Source organism: Streptomyces sp. NPDC051018 (assembly GCF_044456085.1).
Classification (GTDB): Bacteria; Actinomycetota; Actinomycetes; order Streptomycetales; family Streptomycetaceae; genus Streptomyces.
This window is the reverse complement of record NZ_JBITFN010000015.1, coordinates 85,072-97,708: the sequence shown is the minus strand read 5'-3', so window position 1 is coordinate 97,708 and position 12,637 is coordinate 85,072. Positions and strand designations below refer to the sequence as shown.

Genomic DNA, 12,637 nt, shown 5'->3' with positions numbered 1-12,637 from the left:
GGACAGAGTTGTGAGTGTGGGTCCAAACGCGGTTTCGCGCGGCAGAGTTCACCGCTTTGGGCGACAGATATATGCATATCTTGGTGGATCACCACTCGCGGCGGCGCGATGAGTGGCAGTCTGGCGCGAAGCGCAATCCGTGGCCGCCCAGCGCACTCCATCCGCTACGAAGTCGGAGCACGGCCGCGGTGGGAAAGGGACAGCGTCGCCATGGCAGATCAACAGGAAGCATCCATCACTCTGCCGAGCGATCCCGCTTCGGTGTCGGTGGCACGGAGGTATGTCACCGACGTCGTATCCGAGTGGGGTCTGCCCGCCGGCAGCGAGACCGTCGACACGGTCCGGCTGATCGTCTCGGAGCTCACCACCAATGCGGTCCAGCACACCTTCGGCCAGTCGCCCACCTTCACGGTGGATCTGACGCTGGAGCGGGACGAGGAGCTGCGCATCGGGGTGACGGACAGTCACCCGCGCTGGCCCCAGCGGCTGCCCGCGGCGGTACGGCAGGACAACGGGCGGGGGATGGTCATCATCCGCAGCCTCACCGCGCAGTCGGGCGGACGGCTCTCGGTCACCCCCACCCCCGAGGGCGGCAAGACCGTCTGGATCGCCCTGCCGTGGACCGCGGCCGTACGGAACTGATCACCCGGCCGGGTGGTCCGGCTGTCGGCTGGGCGCAGGGAGCAGCGCGGCGCGCATCCCGGGGCCGGGTTCCCGCCGCGCGGCCGAAGGGGCGGGCGGCGCAGTGCGCCGAGCCCCCGGGACGCCGTGTGTCCCGGGCCCGGGGAGGCCGGGGCACCTGCCGGGAGCCCTTTCGAAAACGGCGCGTTCACGCCGGTACGCCGGCCACCGGGGACACCCGGCGACCGGCTTACGGCTGCTGACGGCAGACGGTCAGCGCACCCGTCCGTACCAGACGCTCTTGCTCCAGATCTTGTCCAGCTTCACCCACGACCCCGTCTTGGGGGAGTGCCAGATCTTTCCCTTTCCGGCGTAGATGCCCACGTGGTAGACCCTCTTGCCCGAGTGGAAGAAGACCAGATCCCCCACCTGCCGGCTGGATGCCGAGACCTTGCGGGTCGAGTTGTACTGCTGCTGGGCGGTCCGTGGCAGCTTCTTGCCCGCCTTCTTGTACGAGTAGAGCGTGAGGCCCGAGCAGTCGAAGCGCGAGGGGCCCACGGCGCCGTACTTGTACGGGGCCCCCTTCTTCGACGCCGCGATCTTGAGCGCCTTCCCCGCGTGTGCCGTGGCCGCTTGTGCCTCGGACGTGCCGCCCGGCACGAGCAGGGAGCCGCCGAGCGCGGCGAGGGTCAGGGCCGAAACGGCGCCCGCCCGGCTGATCAGAAACGGGACGTTCATCTGCGCACTCATGCGCAACCCTTCGTCAGCCGCCTGTGAAGGATGACCTGTCGGGTTCGGGCGGACGAAGGTGCCCGGCCGCGCTGGCGCGGCTTCACCCCGAGGAACGGATCCGGACGGTTCCGGCTGTCCCGTAATGCTCGGGTCCTCCACTCCTGCCGAAGCACTCCTGTCGACCAGTCGTCCGGAACAGCGGCAGGACTCGGCGTCCGTCCGGACCGCCCCGCCGAGGTGACGGGGGCTTGTCGTCCCAGGGATCTTGACCTACGGCGAGGCGGAATTCCGAGCCAAAACGGCGATATGTGAGTTTCAACACGAATGGGCTGTTCGGGTGGACGTGCCGTCTACAGGCATCGGAACTCGACGGCCGAGGAGGCCCGTACCAGCGAAGGAGCAAGGCGCTCCGCTTGCTTGCCGGTTGGCATGCGCAACTCGACCGTAGCCGCTCGCCGGGAAGCGACTACATCAATTGGGGGACCATTACTGGTACTCAACCAGCGGTTGACAGTTGCCACCGATTCCGCCGACGGGCGGGATCCGATGGAAGTGCCGTCCGGAATGCTCCCTTTTGGCGTATTCGCCGTCGAGAATCCTCAACGCCCCGCCGTGCGTGGCCGCGTGGACCTCGCTCTCGCCCCGGCGGTGTGGGGGCTCCCGTGCGTCCGCGGCGCGGTCGCACGGCCGGCGAGTGGCTGTGCGGGGGAAATCCATGGTCAGGGCATGTTCTGTCGTGACGGGCGCGGCCGCCCGGGGTGGAGCAATACGGCGTCCCGGCCGATTGATCACAACTGCGTCACTACCGGAAAGTACGTCCCGCCGGAGGGGAATCGGCACCACTACGGTCGGGCCTTCGGCAATCATCCTTTGGGGGGATACGTGAGCTGGGGTCAGCAGCCGCATGGGCAACCGACGGGGCAGTGGGGGCAGCGGCAGGCAGGGGGCCCGGCGCCCGGGAAGCGGCCGGGATGGGCGCGCAAGCGTGTGATCGTCCCCGCGGGCGCCTTCCTCTTCCTCATCGGTATCGGCATCGGCGCGGCGGGGAACGGCGGTACCCAGAAGGCGGGCGACGCCGGGGCCGCGCCGACCGCCACCGCGACCGCCACGGTCACCGCGCCGGCCGCGGCGGGGGCCAAAGCGCCGCCCGGACCCACGGTCACCAGGACGGTCACGGCGAAGCCCGTCGGCGACACCGCGAAGAAGCCGGAGAGAAAGCCCCTGCCCAACTTCATCGGCATGGGCCTCCAGGCGGCCCAGGACTCGGCCCAGGAGACGGGCTTCTACCTGATGACCTCGCACGACAGCACGGGTGAGGGGCGCAACCAGGTCTGGGACCGCAACTGGAAGGTGTGCAGCCAGGATCCGAAGGCGGGCAGCGTCGTGTCGGTCGACACCGAGCTGAACTTCGGCACGGTGAAGCTCGAGGAAACCTGCCCCTGACGTCCTGGGGCGGCTCCGAGCCGCTGAATCGGCCGTCTGTCCCATGGGCTGTCGTGAACCGACCGGCGAGTGAGCCGGGGAGCGGCCTGCGGGTGTCCGGTGACGCGAGCCCGTGCGGAGCCGGACGAACGGATCGACCGCGTCGTACGGGGGTTCCGTGCGAGGGGCGACGAGGGCACCCGTACAGCGGAGCCGTACACGGGCGGAGGCCCGACACCCGCCGACGGCCGCACGGCCGTCGGCGGGTGTCGGGCCTGTCCTTTGGGCTCAGCCGACCGGGGCCGGGGTGGTGTTCCGGAGCACCCCGGCGCTCTCGGGAGCCCTCCGGCGGCCCCCCAGAAGCACGGCGGCGAGTCCCAGAGCCGACCACAGGACGAGTGTGAGCAGTGCGCCGTCCGCGCCGTGCCCGTCGAAGAACGCCACCGAGCGCAGCAGTTGCGTGCCCGCGCCGGGCGGCAGCCACTGGCCGATCGTGCCCGCGGGCTCGGGCAGCAGCTCCGGTGCGCTCCCGGCTCCGGAGAACGGGTTGCCGAGAAGGACGAACAGCACACTCCCCAGCGCGATTCCGGGGCGGCCCAGCAGCGCCCCCAGCCCGGCGGCGCTCGCACCCGCCGCGAGGACGGTGAGTGCCACCACCCCGGCCTCGCCCCACCAGGGGCCGTTGAGGACACCGAGCCAGCTGTCGGCGACGGCGGCCGTGGTGATACCGAGGAGCGCCGCGGCGCCCACCAGGGCCGTCGCCCCACGGGCACCCCGCAGCCCCAGCAGCGTCACCAGTGCCCCGGCCGCGATACCGGCGATCGAGAGCGGCAGCATGCTCGCGGCGAGGGAACCGCCGCGCGGATCTCCGGGCGGAGCGGGCACGACATCGGTCACGGCGACCCGCTGTCCGTCCGGGACCTGCGCCGTGACGGCCTCCCGGAGCAGCCCCGCCACCACGGGGCTCGCCGCCGACGCGGTCAGCAGCCTGGGGCCCTCGGGGGTGACGGCCACCGCGCCGTACACCTCCCGCCGCTCGACGGCCGTACGCGCGGCGGCCTCGTCCTCGTAGCGGTGCACGTCGAAGGCCCCCTCGCGCTGCTCCAGCCGCTGCTCGACGGGGGCAGCGGCGGCCGGGGGGCCGGCGACCCCGATCGGCAGATCACGGGGAGCGGTGCGCGCGGCCGGCCAGGCGAACGCCCAGAGCGCCAGCCCGACCAGTACGGGTACGAGCACCATCACCGCGATCATCCGGCGCGCCGGGGTGACCGCGTGGACCGGTGGGACAGCGGACATGAGACACCTCGATTGCAAAGAGAAGGATCGTTCGTTTTCGTGAGTCCACCGTGCTCCGGGGCCTTGGTCCTTGTCAAGAAGGAATGTTCGTTTTAGATTTGTCCCCATGGCCCGTGTATCCCAGGAACACCTCGACGCCCGTCGCCGCCAGATCCTCGACGGCGCGGCGCGCTGCTTCTCCCGCAACGGCTTCCACGCCACCTCGATGCAGGACGTCCTCGGTGAGGTCGGCCTTTCGGCGGGTGCCGTGTACCGCTACTTCCGCAGCAAGGAGGAGCTGATCGAGGCGATCGCGGAGGAGACGTTCACCGGGATCAGGGCGGCGTTCGACGAGGCGGCCCGCACCACACCGCCCCCGCTGCCGGATGTGCTGGTCGCCCGGGTGCTGCGCGGGGTGTTCGAGCAGCAGAGCCACGACGACGACGGGCAGATGTTCGCCCGGCTCGTCGTCCAGGTATGGACTGAAACCCTGCGTAACGAAGTCCTGGGGGTGTTCCTCGAGGACAGCTACAGCCGTCTGCGCCTGACCTGGGCCGGACTCGCGGACGCCTACCGGGAGAACGGGATGCTGGCGGAGGACATCTCGGGCGACGACATGGCGCGCACGCTGATCGCCGCCGCGCAGGGCTTCATCACCCAGCACGCCCTCTTCGGAGGAATGAAGGCCGAGGTCCTTGAGAACGGGCTGAGCGGTCTGATGTCCATGCGCCGTCCCGAGGCTGACTGACCCGGGCAAGGAGGGCGCCGGTCCGTGCCTCCACGGTTTGCGGCTGCCCCGCCGACTCCCTGCGTGCGGGCGCTTGACCTCCGCGTGTGCGGGTGCGTGACCTCAGTGCGAGCGGGCCCGGGATTTCCGCGCGAGCGGGTCCGGGACGCGGATCGCCGGAGGCGGCCCCGCTCCCGGCCCGCCCCTCCCGGCCGCCCGGCCGCCGTACCGGATCCCGGACACCCCGCGGCAGGACGGGACCGTCATCGGCGGGTCGGGGACCCGTGTAACGCGGCCACGGCGAGAGTCCCGGGCGTGCCCCATGGGGCCGGTGAGACCGAATCCGGCGGTTGACAGGGGACGTTCGGCTCCGCGGAATCCTGCACCGCTCAGCGGGACTTCACCCACCGGTTATGGGTTCGGTAAAGAACATCAGTACCACCTGTCCCTGTACTCCCCCAGACGCGAGGATCCCCCGGACAACTCGTCACGGACAACTCGTCGACAGAAAGGGGGAGTTCTCCGTGAGACGCACAGCAGTGCTCGGCTCGGCCGGCACTCTGATGGCGGGCACGCTCATAGCGGGGGCGATAGCGGCTCCGGCCGCCGGCGCCGACAGCGGTCCCGGAGGTACCTCCGAGGCACGCGGTACGCGGATCGCCGCCGAACGCGCCGCGAACGAGGGCATCGACTGGGCGGACTGCCCCGACGGCTGGGGCATACCCCGACCCATCCAGTGCGGCTGGGTGACCGTTCCGCTCGACTACGCGCACCCCGGCGGCAGACAGATCAAGCTGGCCGTCGACCGGATCGGCAGCACCGGCACCCCGGCGGAGCGCCAGGGAGCCCTGCTCTACAACCCCGGTGGCCCCGGGGGATCGGGCCTGCGCTTCCCCACCCGGGTCACCAACAGGAACCCCATCTGGGCCAACACCGCCAAGGCGTACGACTTCGTGGGCTTCGACCCGCGCGGTGTGGGCCGCTCCGCCCCGATCTCCTGCGCCGACCCGCGGGAGTTCGTCAAGGCCCCCAAAGCCGACCCGGTGCCCCGCGGCGAGGCCGACAAACGCGCCCAGCGCAAGCTCGCCGCCGAGTACGCGAACGGCTGTGCCGAGCGCAGCGGCTGGATGCTGCCGCATATGACCACGCCGAACACGGCTCGCGACCTGGATGTCATCCGGGCCGCTCTCGGTGAGCGGAAGCTCAACTTCCTGGGTGTCTCCTACGGCACGTACATCGGTGCCGTTTACGCGACCCTCTTCCCGGGCCATGTCCGCAGGATGGTCGTCGACAGCGTGGTCAACCCCTCGCGGGAGAAGATCTGGTACGAGGCCAACCTCGACCAGGATGTGGCCTTCCAGACGCGCTGGAACGACTGGAAGGCATGGGTCGCCGCGAACGACGCGGCCTTCGGCCTCGGTGACACGCCCGCGAAGGTCGAGCGGCAGTGGCAGCGGCTGCGCGCCGCCGCCGCGAAGGCGCCGCTCGGCGGAGTCGTCGGACCGGCCGAACTGATCGGCTTCTTCCAGAGCGCTCCGTACTACGACTCCTCCTGGGCGCCCGTCGCCCGGATCTGGAGCGCGTACGCCGCCGGGGACCCGCAGCCGCTCATCGACGCCGCCGCACCGGATCCGTCCGACACCGCGGGCAACGCCGCCGCGGAGAACGGCAACGCCGTCTACACGGCCGTCGAGTGCGCGGACGCCAAGTGGCCCACCAGCTGGAAGAAGTGGGACCGGGACAACACCCGGCTCCACCGGAACAACCCCTTCATGACCTGGGCCAACGCCTGGCTGAACCTGCCGTGCGCGACCTGGCCCGCCAAGCAGCACACCCCGGTCGACGTGACGTCGGGCAAGGGCCTGCCGGGTGTGCTCATCGTGCAGTCCGCCCGGGACGCGGCCACCCCGTACGAGGGGGCCGTCGAACTGCGCAAGCGCCTCAGAGGCTCCCGGCTGATCACCGAGCGGGACGCCGGCTCGCACGGTGTCACCGGCCTGGTCAACCCGTGTGTCAACCGGCGGGTCGACGCCTATCTGATCGGCGGGGCGCTCGACGGGCGCGATGTGACGTGTGAACCGCACGCGACACCGAAGCCGTAGGACCGGTCCGCCCGGTCCGAGGCCGCCCGGACGGGGGGCGGGCGGCGCACTCCGCCCGTCCCTCTCACATGTCGGCTTCCCGCACGGGCCGGACGGTCACTGCGGGCCGCCGTGCCTCAACCGGCGCGGCGGCCCGCCTTCTTCGCCTGCTCCAGCTCCGCCTTGACCTCCGCCGCGTACCGGTCCACGTACTCCTGGTCCGACAGCCCGAGGATCGCGTACATGATCTCGTCGGTGATGGCGCGGATGACGGCCTTCTCGTTCTCCATGCCCGCGTAGCGCGAGAACTCCAGCGGCTCGCCGAACCGTACGGTGACCCGTCTGATCCTCGGCAGCACCTGGCCGGGCGGCTGGATCTCGAAGGTGCCCACCATCGCGCACGGAATCACCGGCACACCCGCGCGCAGCGCCATCACCGCCACACCGACCTTGCCCTTGTACAGCCGTCCGTCGTGGGAACGGGTGCCCTCCGGGTAGATGCCCAGCAGCTCACCCTTGTCCAGGACGCCGAGCCCCTCCCGGATCGCCGCCTGCCCCGCCTCCTTGCCGGACCGGTCCACGGGAATCTGCCCGGCGCTGCGGAAGAAGGCGGCCGTCAGCCGGCCCTTCAGCCCGGGCCCGGTGAAGTACTCCGCCTTCGCCAGGAAGGTGATGCGCCGTCCGATGATCGCGGGCATCAGGAAGTGGTCGGAGAACGACAGATGATTCCCGGCGACGATGGCCGCGCCGTCCTCGGGAATGTGCTCCAGTCCCTCGATCCGGGGCCGGAAGAGCAACCGCAGCAGCGGCCCCAGAAGGACATACTTGAGCACGTAATAGAACACGAGGGAACTCCCAACTCCGTCAGATCGGCTCCGGCATCGCGTTCTGCCCGCTCACAGCGTGTTCCGGGTGGAACAAGTGTATGTGTGGGTCTTGTCTCCCGTAACCATGTCCGATCGTACGCACGAGATACGGCCCCGACCCCTGGAACCCCAGGGGTCGGCCCTTCACACCGGGACCGGCCTTCCGCTGCGCCGACGGACACGCGGTCTCCCGGATCCGGCTCCGGCGGTGTTCCGCCGGCCGTCCCCGGCGATCAGGGACGACCGTCTTCCGTCGATCCCCGCCCGCCGGACGAGCGGAGGCGCCCGCGGCGGGGGAGCGTGGAGAGCGGGACCCCTTCGACACGGAGGCCGTAGATGCGCGAGGGCGACGAGCGGAACCCGCGATGCCTGGTGACCGGGGCGACCGGCTATATCGGCGGCCGGCTGGTGCCCGAACTGCTCGCGGCGGGCCACCGGGTCCGTGCGCTGGCCCGCTCACCCGCCGCACTGCGGGACCACCCCTGGGCCGGCCGGGCCGAGGTGGTGCGCGGAGATGTCACCGACGCCGCCTCCGTGCGTGACGCGATGCGGGACGTCGACGTGGCCTACTACCTGGTCCACGCGCTCGGCGGCGGCTCCGGCTTCGAGCGGAGGGACCGCGAGGCGGCCCGGATCTTCGGGGAGGAGGCCAGGGCCGCCGGAGTGCGACGCATCGTGTACCTCGGCGGTCTCACCCCGGAGGGCGTCCCGGTGCGGGAACTCTCCCCCCATCTGCGCTCCCGCGCCGAAGTCGGCGACATCCTGCTGCGCTCGGGCGTACCGACGGCCGTGCTGCGCGCCGCGGTCGTCATCGGCTCCGGCTCGGCGTCCTTCGAGATGCTGCGCTACCTCACCGAGCGGCTGCCGGTCATGGTCACCCCCAGCTGGGTCGGCACCCGCGTCCAGCCCATCGCCGTACGCGATGTGCTGCGGTATCTGGTGGGCAGCGCCGGCCTGCCCGGCGAGGTGAACCGCACCTTCGACATCGGCGGCCCCGACCGGCTGACGTACCGCGACATGATGCACCGGTACGCGCGGGTGGCGGGGCTGCCCCACCGGCTCGTCCTGCCCGTGCCGATGCTGACACCGGGGCTGTCCAGCCAGTGGATCGGCCTGGTCACCCCCGTTCCCCGGGCGATCGCGCGGCCGCTCGCGGAGTCCCTGCGCCATGAGGTCGTCTGCCGCGAGAGCGACATCGAGCGGTATGTGCCGAGTCCTCCCGGACATCCGCTGCCCTTCGACACGGCCCTCGCCTACGCCCTGCGGCGGGTACGGGAGGCCGATGTGGCCACCCGCTGGTCCTCGGCCTCCACCCCCGGCGCCCCCAGCGATCCGCTGCCCACCGATCCCGGCTGGGCCGGCGGCAGCCTCTACACCGACCGCAGGGAGCTCACCGTCGACGCGTCTCCCACCGCCCTCTGGCGGGTCATCGAGGGTATCGGCGGTGACAACGGCTGGTACTCCTTCCCGCTCGCCTGGGCGGTACGGGGGTGGCTGGACCGTCTGGCGGGCGGGGTCGGTCTGCGCCGCGGACGGCGGGACGCCGCCCGGCTGAGGGTGGGCGACTCCCTGGACTTCTGGCGGGTGGAGGAGATCGAACCCCGCAGACTGCTGCGGCTGCGCGCCGAGATGAAACTGCCCGGGCTCGCCTGGCTGGAGATGTACGCCGAGCAGTCCCCGGACGGCCGTACCCGGTACCGGCAGCGCGCGCTGTTCCACCCCCGGGGGCTCCTCGGCCACGCCTACTGGTGGAGCGTCTCGCCCTTCCACGCCGTGGTGTTCGGCGGTATGGCCCGCAATATCGCCCGTACGGCGGCGAGGACCTCAGTCCGGGAACAGCCCGGCCGGACGGAGTGACGGGGGTCCGGCCGCGCGCGACGAGCCGCCCGGCCGGAGGACCGACCGGACCCACCGGTCTGTCCCGCGCTCCGGTCCTGAGAATCAGTCCTGAGAATCGGTCCTGATGTCGCTCAGGGCGTGCCGTCACCCGGTCGGGGCCGCACTGTGTTGCGGGCACCGGCGGCCGGGGCCACTGTGGTCAGTGACCCGGAAGCGTCAGGTACTCACTCTCCGTACTCGGGGACCCGTTGGCGGAGGAGCCGGCCTGTCGAGATGAGGAGCCACGGTCATGCACGCTCAGGCCGCCTGCCGCTACATCATGGAAACGCAGGCATCCACAGAACGGATCCCCCGGATCCGCCGCATAGTCGCCGCACATCTCCGCTACTGGAAGCTCGAACCGCACATCGCACCCGTGTGCCGTGCCGTCGACGAGCTCATGGGCAATGTCGTCCGGCACGTTTCCGGGGACAAGACCTGTGTGGTGGAACTGCGGTGGACCGGACGCCATCTCATCGTGTCCGTGGCGGACAACGACCGCCGGATGCCCCGGATGACCAGTTCCTGTCCCACGAGGGGCGGGCTCGCCACCGTCGCCGTCCTCAGCGACAGCTGGGGCACCTGCAATACGGACACGGGCAAGGTCATCTGGTTCAGCAGGCGGGTGAAGGAGGCCGAGAACCTGCGCCCGGGCCCCCGGACGACGCTGCCGCCCACACGCGCCTTCCGGCCGCTGCCCGCCGCCGTGCCCGCCTGCGGGGACGACGAGCCGGGTCCGGGCCGGGCAGCCGGCGGAACCGGCCGGATCGGCGCGGGCGTGGCCTGACCACGGCCCCGCTCGGGCCCGGTGCCCGCCCGACCTCGGCGCCGCCCGTTCCCGTGTCGCCCGGCTGTTCTTTGCCGGGCGCGCGCTCCCTGCGCCCCGGAGACGGCCGCTGCCGGTCCCGGCCCGCCGGACCGTGCCCGCGGTGGCGCCCGCCCCGGTGCCGTACGTCTCCCGTGCCGCCCGGCCCTCTTCCCGGGACATGGTCCGTGCGCCCGGGGCCGGAGTCCGTTCCGCGGTGCCCGGCCCCGCCGGGCCGCGCCCGCACGGGAGCCCGCGCCCTTCCCGCCGTACCGGCCCCTGACCCGGGACCGGCCGCCCGGGACCCGGACAGCGGCGGGCGCACCGGACGGGGCTCCCCCGTGCACCGGAGGACCGGGCTCCCCCGTGCACCGCACCGGGCCCCCTCATGCACCGGACCGGGCTCCCCCGTGCGCCGGACGGGCGACCGGTGTCCGCCGTACGCGCTACCGGCGCCGCGCGGCCCCTTGCCCCGGCCGCCTCACGGGAGTGCTCTGGCCCTCCGCCGGCCGCCGAGTGCCGGACCCCAGCCCCGGGAGCACCGGATGCACCGCACACACCGCAGCGCCGTCCTCGCCGCCGCCGCTCTGATCACCGTCGCCGCCGCGCTGCCCGCACGGGCGGCACATCGGGACCCCGCCCCGTCCGGCGGCGCGCTGTTCCTGACCGTCACCGGGAGCGAGGGCGACTGGACGCGCGGCGTACGCCTGCGCTGCGCCCCCGAACCCGCCGGGCCGCACCCCGACGCGGCCGGGGCGTGTGCGGCGATCGCGGCCGCCGGGGGCGATCTCGACCGGCTGCCGGCCGACCCCCACCCCTGCACCAAGAGGTTCGATCCGGTCACCGCGCGGGCCACCGGGGACGGACGGGACCGTACGGCCGAGTGGACCCGGACGTATCCCAACGCGTGCGCACTCGACGCGGCCACCGGAGCGGTCTTCCGGTTCTGACCGCGCCCCCGGTGAACCGTCGTCCCGGTCAGGTGCCCCGAGCGGCGATCACCCCGATCGTCAGCAGCCCGACCACCACCCAGCCGAACCAGAGCCAGCCGTTGCTCCCGAGTGCCGCCGTGTAGGCGGTCACGACCACCAGGGTCGAGACGGTGAGCACTCCCATCGTCTTCGTGGATCCCGACATCTGCGCCCTCCATGGGCGACCGCGGCCACCCATGGCCATGGTCGCCCGGAAACGGGCGCGGGCGCTACCGCCCGGTCAGCCTCCGCTGCGGGAGTGGAGCGAGGCGAGATAGGCGTTGTACGCCTCCAGCTCCTTGTCACCGTCCCGGTCCGCGGCCCGGTCCTTCCGCCGGGCCTGGCGCTGATCGGACCGGTACCACTGGTACACCAGCGCGATCAGCACCAGCACCGACGGGATCTCGCTGAACGCCCAGGCGATACCGCCTGCCGCGCTCTGATCGGCCAGCGCGTCGATGCCCAGCGAGGCCGGGGGACTGTCGTACGCCTCGACCATCGGCGCGCTCGCCATCATCAGCGCGATCCCGAAGAAGGCGTGGAACGGCATCCCCGCGAACAGCTCCAGCATCCGCATCACATACCCGGGGCGGTGCGGTCCCGGGTCGACGCCCATGATCGGCCAGAAGAAGACCAGCCCGACGGCGAGGAAGTGCACCATCATCGCGATATGCCCCGGCCGGGACTCCATCAGGAAGTCGAAGAGCGGGGTGAAGTAGAGCCCGTACAGGGACGCGATGAACATCGGGATCGTGAAGACCGGGTGCGTCACGACTTTCATGTACCGGCTGTGCAGCAGTGCGAGCAGCAGCTCACGCGGGCCCTTGCGTCCCCGGCCCGCGACCGGCAGCGCCCGCAGCGCCAGTGTCACGGGGGCGCCCAGCAGCAGCAGGATCGGGGAGACCATGCTGATGATCATGTGCTGCACCATGTGCACGCTGAACATGACCATGCCGTAGTCGTTGAGCCCGGTGCACATCGCCAGCGCCACGGTCAGCACACCGGCGACGAAGAAGACCGTGCGACCGGCCCCCCAGGAGTCACCGCGCCGCCGCAGCCGCAGGACACCCCAGCCGTACAGCAGCAGCGCCAGGAAACACCCCGTCAGGAAGAACGGGTCGGGTGAGAACTCCAGCCCCCGTCCCAGCGTGAACGGCGGCAGATCCATCGATGTGCCGTGCCCGCTGTGATCCATCCGACGGCTCCTGATTCGTGCTGGTGGTGCGCTTGCCCGCACCAGACTAGAACTGCCCCCGGCC

12 protein-coding genes and 1 riboswitch are annotated in these 12,637 nt (G+C 71.6%); of the genes, 7 read left to right on the top strand and 5 right to left on the bottom strand.

What is annotated here, in order from left to right; translation table 11 throughout:
• Positions 1–210: 210 nt before the first annotated feature.
• Complete coding sequence (locus ACIBCM_RS24445) at positions 211–642, top strand: ATP-binding protein (protein WP_399246568.1); 432 nt, start codon at positions 211–213, stop codon at positions 640–642.
• A 252-nt stretch (positions 643–894) separates the two neighbouring features.
• On the opposite strand, the gene ACIBCM_RS24440 is transcribed toward ACIBCM_RS24445, so the two are convergent.
• Complete coding sequence (locus ACIBCM_RS24440) at positions 895–1,371, bottom strand: C40 family peptidase (RefSeq protein WP_399246566.1); 477 nt, start codon at positions 1,369–1,371, stop codon at positions 895–897.
• Positions 1,372–1,374: 3 nt separating this feature from the next.
• Positions 1,375–1,535, bottom strand: a riboswitch (cyclic di-AMP (ydaO/yuaA leader).
• A gap of 805 nt (positions 1,536–2,340) precedes the next feature.
• Between ACIBCM_RS24440 and ACIBCM_RS24435 the strand changes: the two genes are divergently transcribed.
• A complete protein-coding gene (locus ACIBCM_RS24435; protein ID WP_399246564.1) occupies positions 2,341–2,796 on the top strand; it encodes a PASTA domain-containing protein in 456 nt (151 codons plus the stop codon).
• A 267-nt stretch (positions 2,797–3,063) separates the two neighbouring features.
• On the opposite strand, the gene ACIBCM_RS24430 is transcribed toward ACIBCM_RS24435, so the two are convergent.
• The gene (locus ACIBCM_RS24430) at positions 3,064–4,071 is read right to left on the bottom strand and encodes an ABC transporter permease (RefSeq protein WP_399246562.1); all 1,008 of its coding nucleotides are present in this window, start codon (positions 4,069–4,071) and stop codon (positions 3,064–3,066) included.
• Between the two features lie 106 nt (positions 4,072–4,177).
• Here ACIBCM_RS24430 and ACIBCM_RS24425 point away from each other — a divergent pair, with 106 nt between their 5' ends.
• Both ACIBCM_RS24425 and ACIBCM_RS24420 read left to right on the top strand, forming a co-directional pair.
• Positions 4,178–4,798 (top strand): TetR/AcrR family transcriptional regulator, encoded by a 621-nt coding sequence (locus tag ACIBCM_RS24425; RefSeq protein WP_399246560.1) that lies wholly within the window; start codon positions 4,178–4,180, stop codon positions 4,796–4,798.
• A 503-nt stretch (positions 4,799–5,301) separates the two neighbouring features.
• Positions 5,302–6,879, top strand: a complete 1,578-nt coding sequence (locus ACIBCM_RS24420; protein WP_399246558.1) for an alpha/beta hydrolase — start codon at positions 5,302–5,304, stop codon at positions 6,877–6,879.
• A 116-nt stretch (positions 6,880–6,995) separates the two neighbouring features.
• Here ACIBCM_RS24420 and ACIBCM_RS24415 read toward each other — a convergent pair whose 3' ends face one another.
• On the bottom strand, positions 6,996–7,703 hold the full coding sequence (locus tag ACIBCM_RS24415; protein ID WP_399246556.1) for a lysophospholipid acyltransferase family protein: 708 nt from the start codon (positions 7,701–7,703) through the stop codon (positions 6,996–6,998).
• A gap of 357 nt (positions 7,704–8,060) precedes the next feature.
• Here ACIBCM_RS24415 and ACIBCM_RS24410 point away from each other — a divergent pair, with 357 nt between their 5' ends.
• The 3 genes from ACIBCM_RS24410 (at position 8,061) to ACIBCM_RS24400 (ending at position 11,357) form a co-directional block, all read left to right on the top strand.
• The gene (locus ACIBCM_RS24410) at positions 8,061–9,581 is read left to right on the top strand and encodes an SDR family oxidoreductase (protein ID WP_399246554.1); all 1,521 of its coding nucleotides are present in this window, start codon (positions 8,061–8,063) and stop codon (positions 9,579–9,581) included.
• Positions 9,582–9,852: 271 nt separating this feature from the next.
• Positions 9,853–10,389 carry an ATP-binding protein gene (locus tag ACIBCM_RS24405; RefSeq protein WP_399246552.1) on the top strand — a complete coding sequence of 179 codons (537 nt, stop codon included), beginning with the start codon at positions 9,853–9,855 and terminating at the stop codon, positions 10,387–10,389.
• 563 nt (positions 10,390–10,952) lie between these two features.
• Positions 10,953–11,357 carry an SSI family serine proteinase inhibitor gene (locus ACIBCM_RS24400; RefSeq protein ID WP_399246550.1) on the top strand — a complete coding sequence of 135 codons (405 nt, stop codon included), beginning with the start codon at positions 10,953–10,955 and terminating at the stop codon, positions 11,355–11,357.
• A gap of 28 nt (positions 11,358–11,385) precedes the next feature.
• Here the strand turns inward: ACIBCM_RS24400 and ACIBCM_RS24395 are convergent, their stop codons facing one another.
• Both ACIBCM_RS24395 and ACIBCM_RS24390 read right to left on the bottom strand, forming a co-directional pair.
• Complete coding sequence (locus ACIBCM_RS24395) at positions 11,386–11,544, bottom strand: hypothetical protein (RefSeq protein ID WP_399246548.1); 159 nt, start codon at positions 11,542–11,544, stop codon at positions 11,386–11,388.
• A 75-nt stretch (positions 11,545–11,619) separates the two neighbouring features.
• Positions 11,620–12,573, bottom strand: coding sequence for a cytochrome c oxidase assembly protein (locus ACIBCM_RS24390; RefSeq protein WP_399246546.1), 954 nt, complete (start codon positions 12,571–12,573; stop codon positions 11,620–11,622).
• Between the last annotated feature and the right edge of the window lie 64 nt (positions 12,574–12,637).